General features: G+C 69.4%; 19 protein-coding genes. 9 read left to right on the plus strand and 10 right to left on the minus strand.

Annotated elements, in window-relative coordinates; genetic code table 11:
* Nucleotides 1-49: 49 nt before the first annotated feature.
* A complete protein-coding gene (locus tag ACP699_RS08955; protein WP_426170670.1) occupies nt 50-1,597 on the minus strand; it encodes a DUF222 domain-containing protein in 1,548 nt (515 codons plus the stop codon).
* 935 nt (nt 1,598-2,532) lie between these two features.
* On the opposite strand from ACP699_RS08955, the gene ACP699_RS08960 reads away from it, so the two are divergent.
* Together ACP699_RS08960 and ACP699_RS08965 are read left to right on the plus strand one after the other, a co-directional pair.
* Complete coding sequence (locus ACP699_RS08960; RefSeq protein WP_426170672.1) at nt 2,533-3,264, plus strand: M23 family metallopeptidase; 732 nt, start codon at nt 2,533-2,535, stop codon at nt 3,262-3,264.
* Nucleotides 3,265-3,315: 51 nt separating this feature from the next.
* Nucleotides 3,316-3,840: a GNAT family N-acetyltransferase gene (locus ACP699_RS08965; RefSeq protein WP_426170674.1), complete on the plus strand. Its 525-nt coding sequence runs from the start codon at nt 3,316-3,318 to the stop codon at nt 3,838-3,840.
* A gap of 65 nt (nt 3,841-3,905) precedes the next feature.
* Here the strand turns inward: ACP699_RS08965 and ACP699_RS08970 are convergent, their stop codons facing one another.
* Complete coding sequence (locus tag ACP699_RS08970; RefSeq protein ID WP_055866007.1) at nt 3,906-5,357, minus strand: gamma-aminobutyraldehyde dehydrogenase; 1,452 nt, start codon at nt 5,355-5,357, stop codon at nt 3,906-3,908.
* Nucleotides 5,358-5,456: 99 nt separating this feature from the next.
* Here ACP699_RS08970 and ACP699_RS08975 point away from each other — a divergent pair, with 99 nt between their 5' ends.
* Genes ACP699_RS08975 through ACP699_RS08985 form a run of 3 tightly spaced genes read left to right on the plus strand, consistent with a single transcriptional unit; the run spans nt 5,457 to nt 7,701 of the window.
* Nucleotides 5,457-5,924, plus strand: a complete 468-nt coding sequence (locus ACP699_RS08975) for an Lrp/AsnC family transcriptional regulator (protein WP_017829446.1) — start codon at nt 5,457-5,459, stop codon at nt 5,922-5,924.
* A gap of 29 nt (nt 5,925-5,953) precedes the next feature.
* A complete protein-coding gene (locus ACP699_RS08980; RefSeq protein ID WP_055874497.1) occupies nt 5,954-7,357 on the plus strand; it encodes an NAD(P)/FAD-dependent oxidoreductase in 1,404 nt (467 codons plus the stop codon).
* Nucleotides 7,354-7,701 carry a cupin domain-containing protein gene (locus ACP699_RS08985; protein WP_127483046.1) on the plus strand — a complete coding sequence of 116 codons (348 nt, stop codon included), beginning with the start codon at nt 7,354-7,356 and terminating at the stop codon, nt 7,699-7,701. The genes ACP699_RS08980 and ACP699_RS08985 overlap by 4 nt, the downstream gene beginning before the upstream one ends.
* 80 nt (nt 7,702-7,781) lie before the next feature.
* Here the strand turns inward: ACP699_RS08985 and ACP699_RS08990 are convergent, their stop codons facing one another.
* From ACP699_RS08990 to ACP699_RS09010, 5 genes are all read right to left on the minus strand, one after another.
* Entirely contained in the window at nt 7,782-9,365 is a 1,584-nt protein-coding gene (locus ACP699_RS08990) for an ABC transporter ATP-binding protein (protein WP_151485771.1), read from the minus strand.
* The gene (locus ACP699_RS08995; protein ID WP_055866016.1) at nt 9,362-10,228 is read right to left on the minus strand and encodes an ABC transporter permease; all 867 of its coding nucleotides are present in this window, start codon (nt 10,226-10,228) and stop codon (nt 9,362-9,364) included. The genes ACP699_RS08990 and ACP699_RS08995 overlap by 4 nt, the downstream gene beginning before the upstream one ends.
* Nucleotides 10,225-11,181, minus strand: a complete 957-nt coding sequence (locus ACP699_RS09000; RefSeq protein ID WP_426170678.1) for an ABC transporter permease — start codon at nt 11,179-11,181, stop codon at nt 10,225-10,227. Before ACP699_RS09000 ends, ACP699_RS08995 begins: the two co-directional genes overlap by 4 nt.
* 85 nt (nt 11,182-11,266) lie before the next feature.
* The gene (locus tag ACP699_RS09005; protein WP_426170681.1) at nt 11,267-12,925 is read right to left on the minus strand and encodes an ABC transporter substrate-binding protein; all 1,659 of its coding nucleotides are present in this window, start codon (nt 12,923-12,925) and stop codon (nt 11,267-11,269) included.
* On the minus strand, nt 12,925-14,622 hold the full coding sequence (locus tag ACP699_RS09010) for an amidohydrolase (RefSeq protein ID WP_426170683.1): 1,698 nt from the start codon (nt 14,620-14,622) through the stop codon (nt 12,925-12,927). The genes ACP699_RS09005 and ACP699_RS09010 overlap by 1 nt, the downstream gene beginning before the upstream one ends.
* A gap of 170 nt (nt 14,623-14,792) precedes the next feature.
* Between ACP699_RS09010 and ACP699_RS09015 the strand changes: the two genes are divergently transcribed.
* From ACP699_RS09015 to ACP699_RS09030, 4 genes are all read left to right on the plus strand, one after another.
* Entirely contained in the window at nt 14,793-15,467 is a 675-nt protein-coding gene (locus ACP699_RS09015) for a TetR/AcrR family transcriptional regulator (RefSeq protein WP_426170685.1), read from the plus strand.
* An 83-nt stretch (nt 15,468-15,550) separates the two neighbouring features.
* Nucleotides 15,551-16,840: a flavin-dependent oxidoreductase gene (locus ACP699_RS09020; protein WP_426170687.1), complete on the plus strand. Its 1,290-nt coding sequence runs from the start codon at nt 15,551-15,553 to the stop codon at nt 16,838-16,840.
* Entirely contained in the window at nt 16,837-17,313 is a 477-nt protein-coding gene (locus tag ACP699_RS09025) for a MarR family winged helix-turn-helix transcriptional regulator (RefSeq protein ID WP_055866028.1), read from the plus strand. Before ACP699_RS09020 ends, ACP699_RS09025 begins: the two co-directional genes overlap by 4 nt.
* Nucleotides 17,310-17,786 carry a DUF3237 domain-containing protein gene (locus tag ACP699_RS09030; RefSeq protein WP_235562462.1) on the plus strand — a complete coding sequence of 159 codons (477 nt, stop codon included), beginning with the start codon at nt 17,310-17,312 and terminating at the stop codon, nt 17,784-17,786. Before ACP699_RS09025 ends, ACP699_RS09030 begins: the two co-directional genes overlap by 4 nt.
* Before the next feature lie 66 nt (nt 17,787-17,852).
* On the opposite strand, the gene ACP699_RS09035 is transcribed toward ACP699_RS09030, so the two are convergent.
* Genes ACP699_RS09035 through ACP699_RS09045 form a run of 3 tightly spaced genes read right to left on the minus strand, consistent with a single transcriptional unit; the run spans nt 17,853 to nt 20,832 of the window.
* On the minus strand, nt 17,853-17,987 hold the full coding sequence (locus ACP699_RS09035) for a hypothetical protein (protein WP_426170690.1): 135 nt from the start codon (nt 17,985-17,987) through the stop codon (nt 17,853-17,855).
* The gene (locus tag ACP699_RS09040) at nt 17,984-19,495 is read right to left on the minus strand and encodes a carboxylesterase/lipase family protein (RefSeq protein ID WP_426170692.1); all 1,512 of its coding nucleotides are present in this window, start codon (nt 19,493-19,495) and stop codon (nt 17,984-17,986) included. The genes ACP699_RS09035 and ACP699_RS09040 overlap by 4 nt, the downstream gene beginning before the upstream one ends.
* A gap of 29 nt (nt 19,496-19,524) precedes the next feature.
* Nucleotides 19,525-20,832: an MFS transporter gene (locus ACP699_RS09045; protein ID WP_426170694.1), complete on the minus strand. Its 1,308-nt coding sequence runs from the start codon at nt 20,830-20,832 to the stop codon at nt 19,525-19,527.
* Nucleotides 20,833-20,958 lie beyond the last annotated feature (126 nt).

Consider the following 20,958-nt stretch of genomic DNA (forward strand, 5'->3'; position numbering starts at 1 on the left):
CATCGTGTCGCACTAGTCGACACGTCGCGCCGAGCCTGCATGTCTCGGTTCACGTCCTGAGCAGTGCCGAGCGGCGGGCAGCCGGCCTGTTGCGAGCCCTGCTCACCGGCTGGGGCACGCGCCATCGTCGGGTGGGATCCCACCACGCGGGGCCGCGGACGTGAGGGGTGCCGTGTCGCATGCGGATCTCCCATCCGGAGGCGTCGAGGGTACGGTGATGGTGCCAGCAGAGGGCGACGCCGTTATCGGTGTGGGTGGGCCCGCCGCGCGAGTGCTCCTGGACATGGTGGATCTCGCACCACGTCGCGGGGACGTGGCAGCCGGGAATCAGGCATTCGCGGTCACGGAGAGTGATCGCCCGGCGTTGATGGGCGCTGAAGATCCGGTCGGAGGTGTCGATTCCGATGATGCGCCCTGCCGGGTCGAACAGCACCCGCTGCACTCCACCCGCGCAGGCGGTGTGTGCGGCGGTACGCACGGATACGGGGACGTCGATACCGTCGACGTGCGCCCACCCGCGCCCGGCGATGTAGTCGTCGGCGGTGACGGTCACGACCAGAGTCGGTGCGGCGCCACCGAGACGGGGCATCTCATCGTGCCGCGCAGCGATCCCCAGCACCGCGGCGAGGGTGTCGTGCTGCTTCTGTGCGCGGGACCGGGTGTCGACCATCCGCGCGGGATCGTCGGAAGGAAGAACATCGTCGCCTGTTCCCCCCACCGCCCCGGTGGAGGCGGCCTCATCGTGGTCGACCAGGACGGACGGCTGGAAGACGACGACCCCGGGCGCGGATGGCCCGTCGACTCTCGGGTTCAGATAGGCGTCGAAGATTCGCTGCAGCTGTCCCGCGACCTCGGGCAGCAGCCCGCCCCGGATCGGGATCACCCCGTCTTTCGCCCGGCCCAGGATGATCCCCCGGGCGCGCATCGCGATGTCGTCTGCCGGCTCCGCGCCGTCGGGGTCGAGGTACTGCACGATCACCTGCGCCAGGATCCGGAGGTCTTCCGGCGTCGCCGGTGGTGCCTCTTCGCCGTCGACAGCCGCATCCGCGTCGGCGCGGCGGCCGTCGTCCGCCCCCTGGGCAGCGACCGCGCACCCGCGGGCATACGCCGCAAGCTCCGCATCTGCGAGCAGCCGGTCAGCTGTACCGACCCGGACCGCAGCGTGTTCCACCGGTCCTGTCGCTGCCAGCAGCCCGGCCACCCCCACCGCCCCGTCGAGCATCGCCGCCCGCATCGCCGGCCACCGCGCCGGCAAGCGAACTCCCGACGACAGCTCCACCTCGCGACGCACGGCCTTCGCCGCCTTCACCACTCGACCAGCGCCAGCGGCATCCGTCCGCAGCACCCGCTGCAGCAGCTCGCCCATCGTCCGACACCCGAATCGACCGCAGAATGCCACCTCACCCGACCCGGCCGGGCGCGCATCGACAGATGCGACCGTCTCCACGACCAGCGCCTCCACGCGCCGCTGCACCTCCCCCGCCACACGCAAGAGCTGCATCTTCGCGTCATCCGGCAACCCCACCACCACGTCGGAGCGCAGCAGCGCGTCCAGATCAGCGGCCGTCTGACCGAGCATCTCCACCTGGGTTGTCATACGCGCAAGTCAACCCGGGGCCACCGACATTCACTGCCGGATAAGGCCAGTTCAGAGCAATATTCCGGAACTCATACGAGGTCCGCGACTCCTCCACAGGCGAGGCGGATTCCCGCCTTTCCCCACGTACGGCAGATCGTGCCCCACGGCTCGCCCGGGCGTCGGGCTCCCGGCGCAGAATCGGTGCAGCGTCCTCCGCAATACACAGACACCGAGGTCGATCGAAGCCCGAGCACCCCTCCGCGACGTGTGATCTCGATCCATGCGCTCTCGATTTGACGCTCTCGACTTCGCGAATTAGATTACAGATCGGTAACGGTGGCATCCGGGGGGATCGCCCGCCGCGCACACCTGCCTCCCGGAAGGACCCCGTCACGAACTCCCTGCCACCCGAGCGCGATCACGACGCCTCGGAAGCCCCCGCACAAGTCCCTGACTCGACGCGACCGCTCTTGCGGCGCGACCTGAGGCGCTCCGCCACCGCAGATTCACGGAGTTCCCGCCGGGCGAATGCAGCTCCTGCTGCTTCTGCGCCCGAAGCAGCCACTCCGGGTGATGCCTCCTCCGCCCGCGACACCCCTTCCGCGGCTGACCCCACCCCGGGAGCGGAGGCAGCCCCGGCAACCACACCCGAGGCAACCCCCACACCCGAGGCAACCCCCACACCCGAGGCAACCCCCACACCCGAGGCAGCACCCACACCCGAGGCAGCACCCACACCCGAGGCAGCACTGCCCACCCCCGCACCCGAGGCAGCCCCCGCACCCGAGGCGGCCCTCACACCCGAGGCAACCCCCACCTCCTCCGCAGCGCCCACCCCTTCCTCCGACGCCACTCCGGCCACCCCACAGGCACCCCGCGCCCCCCGCTCCTGGGATCCTCGTCTGCGCCCGCGACACCTGGCTGCGCCGACGGCGCCGACTTCTCGAGCTCTGGTGCGCCGGGAGAAGCGCCGGTGGGCGAGGACTAAGGCACTTGGCGCCACACTGGCGATCGGCGTGCTGATCTCCGGCGCGGCTCTTCCCGCACTCAACCCCGTCGGCGGCCAGGCCGCCAACGCCAGCGCCAGCGTCTCCACCGCGGCCGAAGGAACCGCGCAGTCGTACACAGCGAAGGCGGGAATCCGGGCCCAGATCGATCCCCGGGGGAACTTCTCCGCGACGACGCCCGAGGAGATCAAGGAGACCCGCTCCCGCGCCGCTGCCGCTGCCGTCGCCGCCGGCATGCCTCTCTCCAGCGCGATGGACATCCCTCTCGCCGGACGCATCGTGATGCCGATGGCCGACGGGACCTACTCGTTCACCGATGGCTTCGGCGCCTCGCGGCCGGGCCGATCCCACCTCGGCCAGGACTTCGCCGCCCCCATCGGCACCCCCATCAACGCAGCGATGAAGGGCTGCGTCTCGCGGTCCACCGAGAGCTACCAGGGTTACGGCGTCACGATCCAGATCGAGAGCATCGTCGACGGGCAGGCCGTGAGCACCGTCTACTCGCACATGACCTACGGCAGTCGCGCGGTCGAGGTCGGAGACTGCATTGAGGAGGGCCAGTACATCGGCGACGTCGGCTCGACAGGGTACGTGTTCGGTTCGTGCCTGCACTTCGAGGTCCACATCAACACGGTGGCGGTCGACCCGCTTCCGTGGCTCAAGAAGAACGTGAGCTGACCGGCACCGCACGACCCCACCCCGCCTCTGCGATCACCGTAGGGTGGCGGGATGAGTGCACTGGCTATCCGCGACGCACGCGCCGAAGACGCCGAAGACATCGCCGGCGTGCACGTGCGTTCGTGGCAGGCCGCCTATCGAGGACTCATCGACCAGTCCGTGCTCGACGGCCTCTCCGTCGATGAGAGAGCCGCGGGCTGGCGGCGCATACTCGCCGAGCCGCTGCCGACGAGCCTGGGAACCCTCGTCGCCGTGCGCGACAACCGCCTCATCGGCTGGGCGTCGCTCGGCTCGGGCCGCGACCCCGACGGCCTCGCCGACGGAGAGGTGTACGGCATCTACGCCGACCCTTCCGCCTGGTCCACCGGCGCGGGTCATGCCCTGCTCGTAGCTGCCGAGCAGCGGATCACCGAGGCCGGTCACGACCGCGCCTACCTGTGGGTGCTCGACGGCAACGAGCGCGCCGACGCCTTCTACGCCCGCCACGGCTGGCTCGAAGACGGCGCGATCAAGATCGAGGAGCGTCCTCAGTTCACCCTGCGCGAGCACCGCCGCGTGAAGACACTCCCCGCGTGAAGACGCTCCCCGCGTGAAGATCCTGACCGCCTGAGGGCACGCCGCCGGCCGACGCCGCCACCACATCAGTCGAGTGCGCTCATCACGTGCTTGATGCGGGTGTAGTCGTCGAAACCGTACTGCGACAGATCCTTGCCGTAGCCGGAGTGCTTGAATCCGCCGTGCGGCATGTCCGACACGAACGGGATGTGGGTGTTGATCCACACGCAGCCGAAATCGAGATCACGCGAGAAGCGCATCGCCCTGGCATGATCGGTCGTCCACACCGACGCGGCGAGCGCGTAGGGCACGTCGTTGGCCATCTCCAGGGCCTCGGCGTCCTCGGAGAACGCCTGCACCGTGAGCACCGGTCCGAAGATCTCTCCCTGCACGACCTCGTCGTCCTGTCGCACGCCCGACACGATCGTGGGCTCCCAGAAGTAGCCGCGGTCGCCCTGGCGGCGTCCGCCGGTCTCGATCGTCGCGTGCGCGGGCAGGCGATCGATGAAGCCCTGCACCTGCGCGAGCTGTGCCGCACTGCTCAGCGGGCCGTACAGCACCCCCTCCTCGCGCGGGCCGCCGGTGCGGGCGTGGGTCTTCGCCCTGGCGACCAGCGCGGCGATCAGCTCATCGTGCCGCGAGGCGTGCACCAGCACCCGGGTGGCAGCGGTGCAGTCCTGTCCGCCGTTGAAGAACGCGCCGGTGATGATGCCCTCGACGGCCTTGTCGATCGACGCATCGGCGAACACGATCGCCGGAGCCTTGCCGCCGAGCTCGAGGTGCACGCGCTTGACGTCGTCGGCCGCCGAACGCGCGACCGCCATGCCCGCACGCACCGAACCGGTGATCGCGACCATCTGCGGCGTGGGGTGCTCCACGAGCGCGACACCCGTGTCCCTGTCTCCGAGCACGACGTTGAGCGTGCCGGCCGGCGTGTGCAGCGCGACGATCTCGGCGAGCAGCAGGGTGGTGAGCGGCGTCGACTCCGCGGGCTTCAGCACGACCGTGTTGCCGGCGGCGAGCGCGGGAGCGATCTTCCACACCGCCATGTTCAGCGGGTAGTTCCACGGCGTGACCTGGCCGATCACGCCGACGGGTTCGCGCCGCACGAAGGAGGTGTGACCGGCGAGGTACTCCCCCGCAGCCCTGCCCTCGAGGCTTCGCGCCGCACCCGCGAAGAAGCGCAGCTGATCGACGGACTGCATGATCTCGTCCGCGACGAGGCTGGCACGCGGCTTGCCGGTGTCCTGCGACTCGAGGTCGGCGAACTCCTCCGCTCGCGCCTCCATCTCGTCGGCGATGCGGAACAGCGCCAGCTGCCGTTCGCCGGGCGTGGTGTCGCGCCAGATCGGGAAGGCGGCGGATGCGGCGGCGTAGGCGGCATCCACGTCGCTGCCGTCCGATACCGGGAGCTCCCCGTAGGTCTCTTCGGTGACAGGATCGACGAGCGGCATGCGGTCGGCGCCGCTCGCGGGCACGTAGCGGCCGCCGATGAAGTTCTGCAGCGGCGCGGAGTTCTTCAGGAGGTGACTGGACATGGGGTCATCGTATCGACATCCATACGGAATCTGAAGATCTGATCAAACGAAACAACTGAATCGGTTGCAGAATGCAGAACCGGCTGACAATATCGACACATGAGCACGAAGCCGTCCCAGCCTGCCCTTGATGACATCTCGAAGCGCATCGTCGAACTGCTGCAGGAAGACGGCCGCCGCCCCTACGCCGAGATCGCGCGCGAGGTCGGTCTGAGCGAAGCGGCGGCTCGCCAGCGCGTGCAGCGGATGACCGAGGCCGGCATCATCCAGATCGTCGCCGTCACCGACCCCATGCAGCTCGGCTTCCACCGCATGTCGATGATCGGCATCCGCGTCTCGGGCGACCCGCGCGAGATCGCCGAGGAGCTCACCACGATCCCCGAGCTGGCGTATGTGGTCGTCACGCTCGGCACCTTCGACATCCTCGTCGAGGCCGTGTGCGAGAACGACGAGCACCTGATCGATCTCATCGCGACCCGCATCCGCACCATCCCGGGCATCACCCACACCGAGAGCATGCTCTACGCAGGCCTCTACAAAGACCTCTACAACTGGGGCACGCGCTGAGGCGCGCCCCGCACACAACGGAGAGAACAATGGGCACCACCGTCTTCGAACGCCAGCCGCCGTCGCCGTCCGTCATCGACGCCTCGCTCCGCGACACCGACCTGCGGGTGTTCTGGCTCGACGACGTGGATCGGCCGACGCACCCCCGCCTCAACGGCACGGTCCGCGCCGACCTCGCGATCGTCGGCGGCGGGTACGCCGGCCTGTGGACGGCGGTGCGCGCGAAGGAGCGCGACCCCGAGCGCCGTGTCGTGCTGCTCGAGGCCTCGCGCATCGCCTGGGCCGCGTCCGGACGCAACGGCGGCTTCTGCGAGTCGAGCCTCACCCACGGCCACGAGAACGGGGTGAACCGCTGGCCGGAGGAGATCGACCGACTCGAAGAGCTGGGCCACGCGAACCTCGATGGCATCGGCGAGACGATCCAGCGGTACGGCATGGATGCGGAGTTCGAGCGCACGGGCCAGCTGGCCGTCGCCGTCGAGCCGCACCAGGTCGAGTGGTTCCGCGATGAGCCGGGCTTCCTCGACCGAGAAGCCGTGCAGGCCGAGGTGCACTCCGACACCTTCCTGGCCGGAGACTGGGACCGCGACGGCTGCGCGATGGTGCACCCCGCCAAGCTCGGCGTGGAGCTGGCCCGCGTCGCCGCCGACCTGGGGGTGGAGATCTACGAGCACAGCCTGGTGCGCGGGATCGAGGGCGACGGATCGGGACCGATCACCCTGGTGACCCCGAACGGCCGGGTGGTCGCCGATGCTGTGGCCCTCGGTACGAACGTGTTCCCCTCGCTCCTCAAGCGCAACCGCCTGATGACCGTGCCCGTGTACGACTACGTGCTGATGACTGAGCCGCTCACCACCGCGCAGCTGGCATCGATCGGCTGGTCGAACCGCCAGGGCCTCGCCGACAGCGCGAACCAGTTCCACTACTACCGGCTCACGGGCGACAACCGCATCCTGTTCGGCGGCTACGACGCGGTCTACCACTTCGGCGGCAAGGTGCGGCCAGAGTACGAGGACCGCATCGAGAGTCACCGCCGGCTCGCCTCGCACTTCTTCACCACCTTCCCGCAGCTGGAGGGTTTGCGCTTCACCCACCGCTGGGCCGGGGCGATCGACTCGTCGAGCCGCTTCTGCGCCTTCTTCGGCACCGCCCGCAAGGGCCGCGTCGCCTACGCGACCGGATTCACCGGGCTCGGCGTCGGCGCCGCGCGCTTCGCGGCCGACGTCATGCTCGACAAGCTCGCCGGCGAGGAGACCGAGCGCACCCAGTTGCGGATGGTGCGCGAGAAGCCCATCCCCTTCCCGCCGGAGCCCGCCGCGTCGATCGGCGTCAACCTGGTGCGGGCCGCGATGAACCAGGCCGACCACAACGAGGGCAGGCGCAACCTGTTCCTCAAGACGCTCGACGCCGTCGGAATGGGCTTCGACTCGTGAACGGTCTCGCCGCAGGGGCGGGAGTGGATGCCGGCGCCCTGGCACTCGATCACGAGCCGCTCCCTGCCGAAGAGGTGCTCGCCGGTTCGCCGACGACCGCCGTACACGAGCTGGCGGCGCTCGGCGGGACCGAGATCGGCATCTGGGAGATGACCCCGGGTACCGCGACCGACATCGAGGCCGACGAGGTGTTCGTCGTGCTGTCCGGCCGCGCCACGATCGCGTTCGCCTCATCCGGCCTCCCCGACCTCGAGGTCGGCCCCGGCTCGGTGGTGCGCCTCGCCGAGGGCATGCGCACGACTTGGACCGTCACCGAGACGCTCCGCAAGATCTACGTGGCCTGACGCCGCCGCCCCGCGCTCGAATCGCGCGAATGGCCCCATCCCGAGAGGAGACGGGGCCGTTCGCGCGATTCGAACAGCCCTCAGGTGATCGGAACCGGCACCGAGTCGATCAGCAGTCGCGTGTACTCGTGCTGCGGGTCGCCCAGCAGCTGCTCGGTCGGACCGGCCTCGACGATCTCGCCTCGACGCATCACGATCGTCTCGGCGCACACCTTGCGCACGACCGCGAGGTCGTGGCTGATGAACAGCAGGGTGAGACCCTGCTCCCGACGGATCCCGGCGACGAGGTCGAGCACCTGCGCCTGCACCGAGACGTCGAGCGCACTGGTCGCCTCGTCCATCACGAGCAGCTCCGGCTCCACGGCGAGTGCGCGGGCGATCGCGACGCGCTGACGCTGACCGCCCGACAGCGTGCGGGGTCGGGCGGCGAGATGCTCCTCTCCCAACCCGACTGCTGTGATCAGCTCGAGCGCCCTGGCAGCGGCATCGGCCCCGGTCCGCCCGGTGTGCAGCTTCAGCACGTCTTCGATCGCTCTCCCCGCAGGGATCCGCGGGTCCAGCGACAGATACGGATCCTGGAACACCATCTGCACGCTCTTCGCGCGCTCGAGACGCTCCGCACGCGACCGCGGGATGCCCGACATCGAGCGTCCGCCGATGCGGATCTCCCCGGCGTCAGGCTCCTCGAGCCCGACGATCATCCGCGCGAGCGTCGACTTGCCCGACCCCGACTCGCCCACCACGGCCAGCGATCCGCCACGGGCGATCACGAGATCGGCATCGGCGACGGCCGCGACCGGATCCTTCCCTCGGCGCCGATACGTCTTGCCGACTCCGGCCACCACGAGCTGCGGTTCGGAACCGGATGCCGCGGTCGGTGGCGTGATCGACCCCGAGATGCGCGGAGTCGCGGCGACTAGACGACGCGTGTATTCGGCGGCAGGCGCCGTGAGCACCTCCCGCGCCGTGCCCTCCTCGACGATCGCGCCGCCTTTCATCACCACGAGGCGATCACACAGGGAGCCAGCGAGGTTCAGGTCGTGCGTGATGAACAGCATCCCCATCCCGCTCTGCGCGCACAGGTCCCGCAGCACCTGCACGATCTCGGCCTGGGTCGTGACGTCGAGCGCGGTGGTCGGCTCGTCGCACACCAGCAGGCTCGGCGACGCGCTCAACGCTCCGGCGATCATGACGCGCTGCAGCATGCCGCCTGACAGCTCGTACGGATGCTGCGACAGATGGTCGGCGGGCGCCGGCAGACGCACGGCCGTGAGCAGCTCGACGGCCCGTGCGTGCGCGGCATCCTTCGCCCACCCCTCGCACAGTCGCAGCGCCTCCGAGACGTGGTCGCCGATCGTGCGCATGGGGTTGATGCCGGCCCGCGGATCCTGGAACACCATCGCCGCCTCGTGTCGACGGATCTCCTGCCGACCGGCCGCACCCGCGAGCGGGGACCGCCCGTTCACCTCAACGGTGCCGCCCGTGATCGCCCGGTCGGGCAGCAGCCCGAGCACCGAACGCGCCGTGAGCGATTTGCCGGAGCCGGACTCGCCGACCAGCCCGACGGTCTCGCCCGGCGCGACCTGCAGCGAGATGCCGTGCAGGAGACGGGTGCCGTTCGGGAGGTCGAGCGTGAGGTCCTGGATATCGAGAAGAGTGCTCATGCGGGGATCCCTCCGCCGATCCGATCGGAGAGTTCCTCACCGATGATGTTCACGCACACGACGACGATCACGACGGCGACGGCGGGCGCGATCGCCGGCAGGAACTGCCCTGCCGCCACCCCCGACTGCGCCTCGTTGATCATCGCGCCCCAGTCGGCGGTCGGCGCCTGCACGCCGAGGCCGAGGAACGACAGCCCCGCGAGCTCGGCGAGCACGTAGCCGAAGTTCAGGGTGGACTGGGCGCCGACGATCGGCGTGACATTCGGCAGCACGCGGCGCAGGGCGATCCACGATCCTCCGAAGCCCTGCACCCGATAGGCCGAGACATACGGACGGGTGCGCTCCGCGGCGACCAGCGAGCGGGTGAGCCGAGCGACGAAGGGGGCGTAGGCGATGCTCATCGCGATGATCGGTGCGACCAGCCCCTTGCCGAACAGGGCGACCGCCATGATCGCGATCAGCAGCGAGGGGAATGCGAACAGCACGTCGAAGACCCGGCTGAGTGCGGCGTCGATCCACCCACCCCGCCATCCGGCCCAGAGCCCCAAGAGGATGCCGATGACCGTGGAGAAGACGACCACGAGGAGCGGGCCGATGAGCGCCGTGCGCCCGCCGTAGATCAACCGGCTGAGCAGGTCGCGCCCGAGCGAGTCGGTGCCGAGCCAGTGCGCGGCCGAGGGCGGAGCAAGGAAGGCGGTGAAGTCCACCGCATCAGGGTCGTAGGGTGCGATTAAGGGCGCGAAGACCGCGGCCAGCACGACAGCCCCGAGCACGACGACGCTGGCGAGGTACAGGAATCGCGGACGCTTCCGGCGGGGCGCACGCAGCACCCGCATCGCGAGAGTGGGGGTCGAGGAGGTCATCGGGCACCAGCTCCGGCAGCGGATCGCGGGTCGATCCAGGGTTCGAGGATGTCGACGATGGCGTTCATCACGACGAACGCGATCACGACGAGGAGGACGATGGCCTGCACGACCGGGAAGTCGAGCCGGTCGACGGACTGCACGAGAAGCGAGCCGATACCTGACAGCCCGAACGCGGCCTCGACGATCGAGCTCGCCACGATGAGCCCTGCCACGAGCACGCCGCTCACGGTCAGGATCGGACCCAGGGCGTTGCGCAGCACATGCCGGCGCACGACCACCGGGCGTCGTACGCCGCGGCTCGTCGACACCTCGACATGCTCGCGGCCCAGTTGATCGACCATGGCCGAGCGGGTCACCTTGCCGACCAGGACGATGAACACCAGCGCGAGCGCAATCGAGGGCAACGTCAGGTGATAGACCATGTCGAAGAAGCCCTCGCCGGCCCCGAATGAGGGGAACCAGCCCAGCTGCACCGAGAACAGCGCGATGAGGACGATCGCTCCGACGAACGACGGGATCGCGCCGAGCACCGTGAGTCCGATCAGCACGAACCGGTCGAGGGCCTTCCCTCGGTTCAGCGCGGCGACGGCACCGAGCACGACGCCGGCCACGAGCACGATCGCCCCCGACATCGTCACGAGCATCAGCGTCACGGGAAGCCGGTCGCCGATCACCTCCGTGACGTCCTGCCGATACTGCAGCGAACGGCCGAGGTCGCCGTGCAGCAGGCCGAGGACCCACCGGTAGTACTGCTCCCACGGTGGGAGGTCGAGCCCGTACTGGGCGGTGACCTGCGCCACCGCCTCCGGGCTGGGCTTGCGCCCGCGGAGCAGGAAGCTCACGGGATCTCCCGGCACCAGGAAGCGCGAGAAGAAGACGAGCAGCGACGCCAGGAACAGCGTCAGCAGCAGGCCGCCGAGCTTTCCGGCGACGCGACGTGCGGCTGTCATCGGGTGGTCTCCTCCGGGGTCGAGGTTCCGGCGATGCCGGGGGTGACGGGTGCGGCGGCCGCTTCGGGGCGGCCGCCGCAGCCGATCAGCGGGCGCCGATCGTGGCGGCCCAGGGGTAGTACATGAAAGCGATCGATGGCTGCACGCCCGTGATGCGCTCGCCCATGAAGAGCGAGATCGGCGCCTGGTACAGCGGCAGCCACGGCAGCTCCTCGTTGGCGATCTGCTGCGCCTTCGCGGTCAGCTCGCCGCGCGCCGCCGGGTCGTCGATCGTGACGGCCTCCTGCAGGATCGCGTCGAACTCGGGGTTCGACCAGCCGCCGTAGTTGCTGAAGTCGCCGGTGCGCAGCACCGAGTACATCTCGAGCGCATCCGGGCTGGAGAGGTACCAGCTCGTGTAGAACAGGTCGACGCCTTCGCGGGCGCTCGGGTCGGAGAAGAGCGCGGTGTAGGCGTTCGGGGTGACGGTCTCGACCTTCACCTTCAGACCGATCGACTGCGCCGCGGCGACGGTCGCCTGCGAGATGACGGCGAAGTCGTTGCTGATGGGCGCGGTGACGTAGGTGAGCTCCGCGCCCTCGGCACCGGCCTCGGCGATGAGCTTCTTCGCCTCCTCCACGTTCTGGTCGTAGGAGGCGATGTCGTCGAACGCCGCCGTGCGAGCCGCATCCGAGGCGTCCTGCCAGACCGACTCGGTGGTCATCACATCGGTCGTCGCGCCCACCCCGCGATACGCGGCCTGGAGGATCCCGTCGCGGTCCATCGCGAGCAGCAGCGCCTCGCGCACGCGGACGTCGCCGAGCGGGCCCTCGAGGTTGCTCACGACGACGTTGCCGACCGCCGTGTTCATGCCGAACAGCACGTCACCCTTGCCCGAGGACTGCAGGGTGGGCACGGCCTCCATCGGCACCATCCACGACCCGTCGACGCTGCCCGACTTCAGGGCGTTGATCCGCGCGGTCGGGTCGGTCATGAAGACGAGCTTCACCTCGCCCGAGCGGGCCTTGAGATCGGCATCCCAGTAGTCGTCGTAGCGGGTCATCGTGATCGACTCCCCCGAGTCCCACGAGGTCAGCTGGAACGGGCCGGTGCAGTTCACGCCACCGGTCGAGTTGCCGTAGTCGGCGCCCTTCTCGGCGAGCGTCGCCGCCGACTCGATGACGCCGGCCGACCCGCCCATGCCGAGGTTGAACTGCGAGTCGGGCCCGGTCATCGTGACCGTCACCTGACGGTCGCCGGTCTGCTCGATGGACTTCACGTTCTGATAGACCGAGAACCAGAACGAACCCACGGCGGGATCCAGGTGTCGGCTCATCGACGCGACCACATCGGCGGCAGTGAGCGGCGTTCCGTCGTGGAAAGTGACGCCCTCGCGGATCGTGTAGACCCAGGTGTCGGGCGTCGGGTGCTCGAACGACTCGGCAAGTCCCGGGCTGAGCGAGTAGTCGGGGTTCAACCGCAGCAGCGATTCGCAGACGTTCGCGAGCACGGAGTTGTCGGCGTAATCGAAGGCGTACGCGTAGTCGAGAGAGTACGGCTCGGCGTAGCTCGCGAAGGTGAACGAGTCGATGTCGCCGCTGGGTGCGGCCGTGGTCTCGGTCAGCTTCCAGTCGATCGGTTCGTCGGACCCGGCGTCGGTCGAGCCGGCGGGGCCGCAGCCGGCGAGCGCGGTGATGGCGAGCAGGCCGGCGAGAGCTGCCGCGCTGCCACGGACGAGGGGGCGGGAGAGGAGCGTGCGGTTCATCAGGACTCCTTGCGGTGGGTGTCGGGTACAGCAGGGTCGGATGCGGAGGCGTCGTACACGAGGCGCCCTTCGATCCATGTCGACGCGACCCGTGCCGTGTGGAGCTCGGCGGACGGGATGCCGAACGGGTTCGGCTCGATCACGACGAGGTTGGCGAGGTAGCCCTCCTGGATGCTGCCGGTGTCGTCGTCGCGCCGGTTCACGTATGCGGTGCCTGAGGTGTACGCGGCGAATGCGGTTTCGAGGTCGAGTCGCTGCTGCTCACCACCGAGGGGCGGTTGCGCGGAACCCGGGTAGGTGCGGTTCACCGCGACGTGGATGGCGGCGAGGGGATCGGCCGTGGAGACCGGCCAGTCGCTGCCCGCTGCCAGGCGCACGTTCTCGCGCACGAAGTCGCCGAACGGATACTGCCGGTCGACCTGTCCATCCTGCAGGAACGGCAGCGTGAGCTCGTCGAGCTGATCCTCGTGCGTGGCCCACAGCGCCTGGATGTTGGCGACGGCGTCGAGCGGCGCGAAGCGCGCGACGTCATCCGCTGCGACGATCTGCAGGTGCGCGAGGTGGTGCCGGCCATCGGTGTCGCCGTTGGCGTCGCGAGCGATCTGCAGGGCGTCGAGCGCCTCACGCACGGCGCGGTCTCCGAGCGCATGCATGTGCACCTGCTGACCGGCTTCGTCGAGCGCCGTCACGTATTCGCGCAGCTTCTCCGGCTCGATGAAGCTGAGGCCGTGGTTGCAGGTGTCGTGCCCCGTCTCGTCACGGTACGGCGTGAGCATCGCGGCGGTCTGATTCTCGGCCACGCCGTCGACCATGATCTTGGTGGTCCCGAGATCGATTCGACGATCGGGGTACTCGGCGGCGGCGCGGGCACGGCGGTCCGCCATCCGCGCGACCTGGTCGATCCCCCCGTCGCGCGCCCACCACTGCGCACCGACGACGTGCACCAGCAGGCGCCCTTCGGCTGCGGCGCGCTCGTAGGCGGGGAGCGGGTCGGCGATGCCGCCGGAGTTCGCTGCGACCATCGCGTCCTGCCATCCCGTGACGCCGAGGGCGATGAGCTCATCCTGTGCACGCAGGAGTCCCTGATACGCGAGGTCGTCGGAGGTGGCGGGGCGCACGGTGGCGAACAGCTCGCCCGCTCCCTCGTGGAAGGTCCCTGCCGGGAAGCCGTCGGCCTCCCGCACGATCCGGCCGTCTTCCGGGTCGGGCGTCTCGGCCGTGAGCCCGGCCCGCTCGATCGCCGCGGTGCTCGCCCAGGTGCTGTGGTGGTCGCGGCTCTGCAGCAGCACAGGCCGACCGCCCGCCGCCTCGTCGAGCAGGCCGCGGGGCGGGTTGCCGCCGGGGAAGTGATCCATCCCCCACCCACCGCCGAGGATCCACTCCTCGTCGGGGTTCGCCTCGGCGTAGGCGCGGATGAGGGATGCCGTCTGCTCGGCGTTCTCGGCCTCGGTGAGGTTGCACTGCAGCAGTTCGATGCCGCCGCCTACGGGGTGGATGTGCGCATCCTGGAAACCAGGGCTGAGCAGCGCGCCCGCGAGGTCGACCCAGGTCGCATCCGTCGCCGCACGCGCCGAAGCATCTGCGTCGGGGAGGACGGCGGCGATCCGCCTGTCGCGGACGATCACGGCGTGACCGGTCAGCGGGGTGCCGGTACCGGTGAAGACCGCACCGCCATGGAAGACGAACTCGGATGACATCGTTCTGCCTCTCTGCAGCATCGAAGGGGGAACTGCGATCACGCTAGCTCCCGACAACACCGGTGTCAACAGTGTTGACCACACTCGGGACTCGACCTAGATTGAAGGCGTCGCGTCACGCTCGGAATCCGATCGGACTGCGATGATGGACGAGACGGAAGGAGGCGGCGATGAGCGCGGTCACGAAGAAGGACCAGCCGCCCAAGCGCGCCCGACTGGATCGAGACCTCATCGTCGGGGCCGGCCTCGAACTCTCCGGCGCACCTGGCGTCACGACGATCTCGGTACGCGACCTCGGCTCCAGGCTCGGTGCCGACCCCACCGCGATCTACCGCCACTTCCAGAGCAAAGACGCCCTGATGGGTGCGCTCCTGGATGAGCTCAACGGCCGCGCAGCGGCATCAGTGCAGACGCCGCTGGAGCGGTGGGACGAGCGCCTGCGCGAACTGTCGCTTGCGACACTCGACCTGTTCACCCGGCACCCGGCGATCGGCGCAGAGGCGATGACGCTCACGACACACGGGCCCGGCGAACTCGCCGCCATCGAGCTGATGCTCGACGCGTTCCAGCGCTGCGGACTCGACGGCGAGGAACTGGTGCGGCACTACGCCCTGCTGGCCGCGCACGTGCTCTCGCTCGCCGCCGGCATCGCTCGGGCACGGGCCGAGAACACGAGCGATGACGATGGCGATTCCTGGCTCGACACTCCGCTGCTCGCCGACCCGCGCAGGTTCCCGCTCATCGCGCAGCACTCCCTGCTGCTCTCGGAGCTGCAGGACCGGGACCTCTTCCTGAGCGGGGTCGACCTCATCATCGACTCCGCCAGACGCACCGCCGCCGCCTGAACACGCTGACCTCTTGCGCTCCACATAGTTTTGTGACAAAACTATGTTCACCGCTCACGGCGAGCGGAGAGCAGGAGAGATCGATGAGGATCATCATCGTCGGCGCAGGCATCGGCGGACTCGCCACCGCGATCAGCCTGCACGAGGCGGGGTTGCGCGACGTGACCGTGTTCGAACGCAGCAGCACCATCCGCGGGCTCGGCGTCGGCATCAACCTCCTCCCCCACGCGATGCGCGAGCTCACCGAACTCGGTGTCGCCGACTCGATCGCCGCCGAGGGCGTCACTCCCACGACACTCAACTACTTCACCCGCCGCGGCCAGGAGATCTGGAGCGAGCCGCGCGGACTCGCCGCCGGCTACCACTGGCCGCAGCTCTCCGTGCACCGGGGCCGTCTCCAGCTCGCCCTGCGCGGCCTCGCCGAGGCCCGTCTGGCCGAGCCGATCCGCCTCGGCCACCGCCTGATCGCCACGGCATCGAACGCCGACGGCACCGAGACCGCGCGCTTCGCGACCGACGACGGCGAGGTCGAAGAGACCGCAGACGTGATCATCGGCGCCGATGGCATCCGCTCCGCACTGCGAGCCCTGAGCTACCCCGACGAGGGCGCACCGCCCTGGAGCGGTCTCACGCTGTGGCGCGGCATCACCCGCATTCCCGCGTTCCTCGACGGCCGCACCATGATCATGGCCGGCGACGGCGAGCAGAAGTTCGTCGCCTACCCCCTGAGCGAGAAGGATGCCGCGGGCGACATGCTCGTGAACTTCATCGCCGAGCGCCGCGTCGGCGGCACCGGCGATGCGGACTGGAACCGCGCCGTCGACCCGGCGCCGATCGCCGAGCTGTTCCGCGAGTGGAGCTTCGACTGGCTCGACATCCCCGCTGCGATCGCGCGTGCCGAAGAGATCCTCGAGTATCCGATGGTCGACCGCGATCCCCTCCCGCAGTGGACCCACGGGCGCACCACCCTGCTCGGCGACGCCGCGCACGCGATGTACCCGAACGGGTCGAACGGCGGCTCACAGGCGATCCTCGACGCTCGCACGCTGGCGTTCCACCTTGCCGCCTCCGACGACTCCGCCGCCGGCATCGAGGAGGCGCTCGCCCGCTATGAAGACGCTCGTCGCCCCGCGATGACCGCGCTGCTAGCCGGCACCAGGGCCACCGGGCCCGAGCGCGTGATGCAGCTCGCCCGCGAGCGCGCACCCCAGGGCTTCGACGACATCGAGCAGGTGATCTCCCTCGCCGAGCGTCGACGGATCGCGACCGACTACAAGGTCGCGGCCGGATTCCTGCCCGAGCTGCTCAACGAGCGGCCGTCGCTCACCCCGCCCTCTGCTGGCTCGTCGACTCCGACGCAGGCGCGCCGATGACCGGGCTGGACGCCGCCAGACTCGCCGCCGTCATCTCTCCGCTGCGTCGCGCACTGCTGGCCGCGACGCGCGCGGAAGCCGGTCTCCCCGAGCTCTCGGAAGCGCAGATCGATGTCCTCCGCACCCTTCCGACGGGTGCGAGCCGAGGTCCGGCGGAGATCGCCGCGCAGCTGCGCCTGAGCCGACCGACGGTGAGCAACCTGCTCAGCTCGATGGAAGCGGATGGCCTGATCGAGCGTGGCCCCGATCCTTCCGACGGACGTCGAGTCGTGGTGCGCGCCTCCGACCGGGCGCTGGACCTGTTCGACCGCTTCGATGCCGTGAACTCCGCCCTCGTCGCACGGGTGGGCCGCGAACTCGACGACGCGGATCGCGCTGCGCTCGACGCCGCACTCCCCGCACTCGAACGCCTCTGCGCCGCGCTCACCGGGCCGGATGCCACCACTTCGTCGAACCGTCAGGACACCCCGTGAACACCCTGCATGACCTGCTGCCCGCCCCGACGCTCGAGGCCGCCTTCGACGTCTCCGTCGACCTCGGGGTGCTGGAGGACCACGGCGCCACCAGTGCCGGGCACCGCCGCGTGGTCCCGATCCTCGGCGGCCGCATCACTGGCACCGTCGAGGCCGAGATCCTTCCCGGCGGCGCCGACTGGCAGCTCGTCCGCCCCGACGGCACGATCGAGATCGACGGCCGCTACTCGGCGCGCACCGCATCGGGCGCGCTCCTGCTGCTGCATGCGAAAGGCCTGCGCACGGGATCGCCCGAGGTGCTCGAAAGGCTGGGCCGTGGCGAGGACGTCGATCCCCGCTCCTACTGCTTCCGCACGACAGTGCAGGTGGAGACCGCTGCACCTGCACTCGCGGATCTCCAGCGCAGCCTCTTCATCGCGGTCGCGCAGCGCCAGGCCCACGCGGTGCACTACCGCGCCCATCGCGTGGGCTGACGCCGGATGCGAAGAACGCCGGGAGCCCCTGAGAGCTCCCGGCGTTCTCGATATCGTGCCGGGACCTCAGCCCGCGGCATCCACCTTCCGCAGGAACCGGATCCGACGCTCCTGATCGCGCCGCAGCCACGGCAGGAACGCCCACCACAGCAGTACCGCCACCGGCCGGGTGTTGTCCCCGACCGCCACGGCCGTGGTCACGGCGACGTTCTCAGCAGCGGCCGCACCGAGGCGTAGGCGTCGGCGACATCACGCGTCGGCACGTCGTAGACCCTGGCGATGCCGTTCGCGCCCTGGTGGCGCGGCCAGCCGGGATCGCCTCCGGCGACGAAGGCGACAGCGGCGCCGTGCACCTCGTCGGCCAGCTCCTGGGGCGGATGCGGTCCGGCGAGCGGCTCCATGGCCGGACCGTCGAGGCAGTCGAAGAAGAACGGCACATCGAGGCAGTGCTCGGCGAAGCCGAAGTGGCCCGACGGCCAGGAGAACCGGTACAGCCAGGTGGGGGCATCGCCACGGTCGGCGACGATCTTCAGCAGCGCCGAGCGGAACATCCGATCCGTCAGCAGCCGACCGCCCACCCTGGCGTTGCCGAGCCCGGTGATGTCCGAGTTGGCGGCGAGGTACTCCCGTCGCACGCTCTTCGGCAGCCCGAGCCTGTTCAGCAGGAGCGACCTCGGCACCCAGCGCAGCTTCTTCTCGGAACCTGCGAACACCATCGTGAACTCGTCGTCGGTCGCACCGAGCACGAGCGGCTTGTCCGCCCCGACCCCCGCGGCGAGGGACTCCCGTGTGGGTCGTACCAGCAGGTCGCCGTCGACGGCGGGCCCGAGTGGCAGGCCGTCTTCGACCACGCTGCCGAGCGAATCCGGTCCGAGCGCGGTCGCCTTCTTCTGCAGCTCGAGGATGCGCTCCTCGCTCAGAGACGAGAAGCCCGCGACGGTCGGCTCGACGCCTGCCGCTGCGGCAAGTGCACGCCCGAATGCCTCGGCGCGGGCGGGAGCCACGTCGGCAAGCGCACCGGAGATCGCGTACACGCCCTGGAACAGGTGCTGAGCCTTCTCCATCCCGAGCAGGGTCAGCACAGCGCCTCCGCCGGCGGACTGTCCGGCGATCGTCACCCGCGACGGATCCCCGCCGAAGTCCGCGATGTTCTGCTGCACCCATTCGAGGGCGAGCAGCCAGTCGCGCACACCGCGATTGGACGGTGCGTCCTCGATCCAGCCGAAGCCGTCGAAGCCCAGGCGGTACGACAGCGACACCGTCACGACGCCGTCGCGGTTGAAGTTACGTCCGTCGTACCAGGAACTCGCCGGTGAGCCCGCGAAGTACCCGCCGCCGTGGATCCACACCAGCACCGGGAGACCGGTCCCCTGCTCGGCACGGGTCGGGTCCGGGGTGAAGACGTTCACGTTGAGAGTGGAGTCGCCCTCGATGCTCGGCTCGGGGATGAGCGTCACACCGGGGTCCCCGCGCTGTGCGGTGGCGGCGAACTCGAGCGCGTCGCGCACGCCCTCCCACGGCGCCTTCGGCACAGGCGCCTGGAAGCGCAGCTCTCCGATCGGCGCCTCGGCGAACGGGATGCCGAGGAAGCCGGCCGAGCGCGGATTGCCGCGCCCTCCCGTGGTCGCACGCCAGCGGCCGCGCACCCGTCCTGCGCTCGTGCTCACCTCGACATAGTCGGCGGTCGTCTCGAAGTCGGTATCGGTCATCACAGCATTCTCCCGGTCGTTCCTGGTCATCAGCGCACTCCCCTGATCGGCGCGGTCGCGACCGCGGCGAGGATCACGAACACGATCGCGAAGACGAAGAGCATCGCGTAGCCGCCGAGGGACGTGATGATGACACCACCGATCGCGGGGCTCAGCGCCTGCGGCACGTTGGTCGCGACGTTGAGGATCCCGAGGTCCTTGCCCGCCGAGGCCCCTTCGTCCGGCAGCACCTCGGTCATGAGCGCAGCATCCACCGACATGTACAGGCCGAAACCGATGCCGTTGATGACGCTCATCAGGATCATGCCGGTCATGTTCGGCTGCAGCAGCGGCATGGCGAATCCCGCGACCATGACGACGGATGCGGCGTAGATGAACACCTTGCGGCGACCGACCCTGTCGCTCCACCAGCCGGAGAGGGCGATCGCGATCAGAGTCGGGACGAAGGCGACGAGGGTGAGGGTGACGACCGCGCTCTGGGCGTCCGCGAGCGGGAGGCCGATGTAGTCCGTGAGCATGTACAGCTGGTAGGCGCTGACGACGAAGTAGCCGAGGATGAGCAGGAACCGCGCGGCGAACGCCCAGGCGAAGTCGGGGTGACGGCGCGGATCGATCCAGAAGCCCTTGAAGAAGGCGCTCCAGCGGAAGGCGTCGACCGCCGAGTGCTTCGACGACCAGTCCCGGTTCACGAGCGCGAACACCAGCGCCGCCACGATCACGGCCCCGCCGAACACCGCATAGCCGATGCCGATCTGCGCGGCGAACGCGCCGGCCAGCATGATGCCGACCGTCATGCCGACCTGTGTGCCGAGTCCGATCATCGCGCTCGCCCCACCGCGTTTCGCGCGGGGGAACCTATCGGCGGTGATGGCGGTGAGAGGTGCCTGGAAGAAGTTCAGCGCGACCTGGATGATCACCCAGAACACCGTGATCCAGAGGATGTCGGTGAGCGACCCCATGCCGAACAGGAAGATGCCGCCGATGATCGCACCGAGCACCATCCACGGCACGCGGCGGCCGAAACGCGACCGTGTACGGTCGCTCAGCGCCCCGACGATCGGCTGGGCGAACAGCGTGAACACGAAGGAGATCGTGGTGACGACGGCGAGGTTCGCGACCTTGTTCGCCTCGTCGATCATCAGCACCTGGCTCGGCAGGAGGATCGCGATGAGCCCGCCGTACGTCGCGAAGAGGGTGAGCGAGGCGATCAACAGGCTGGGCAGCAGGCGCCGATTCGCGGGCGGACTCGCCGCCGGTTCCCCCGCTTGAGGCGGAGCCGAGCGGATCGTGCCGGTGGGGGCGAGTTCGGCGGCGGGGTCGAGCGGGGACACGGACATGTCGGCTCCTCATCGAGCGGAATCAGGTTAATACCAAACGTCGTTCGGTATTAATCTGACATGCTGGCAGATCGCAGGTCATCCTCGCAAGCCATTCACAAACGTTGTTTGGTTTTTGTGATCTCG

The organism is Microbacterium sp. DWRC1-3, assembly GCF_049896645.1.
Lineage (GTDB): Bacteria > Actinomycetota > Actinomycetes > Actinomycetales > Microbacteriaceae > Microbacterium > Microbacterium maritypicum.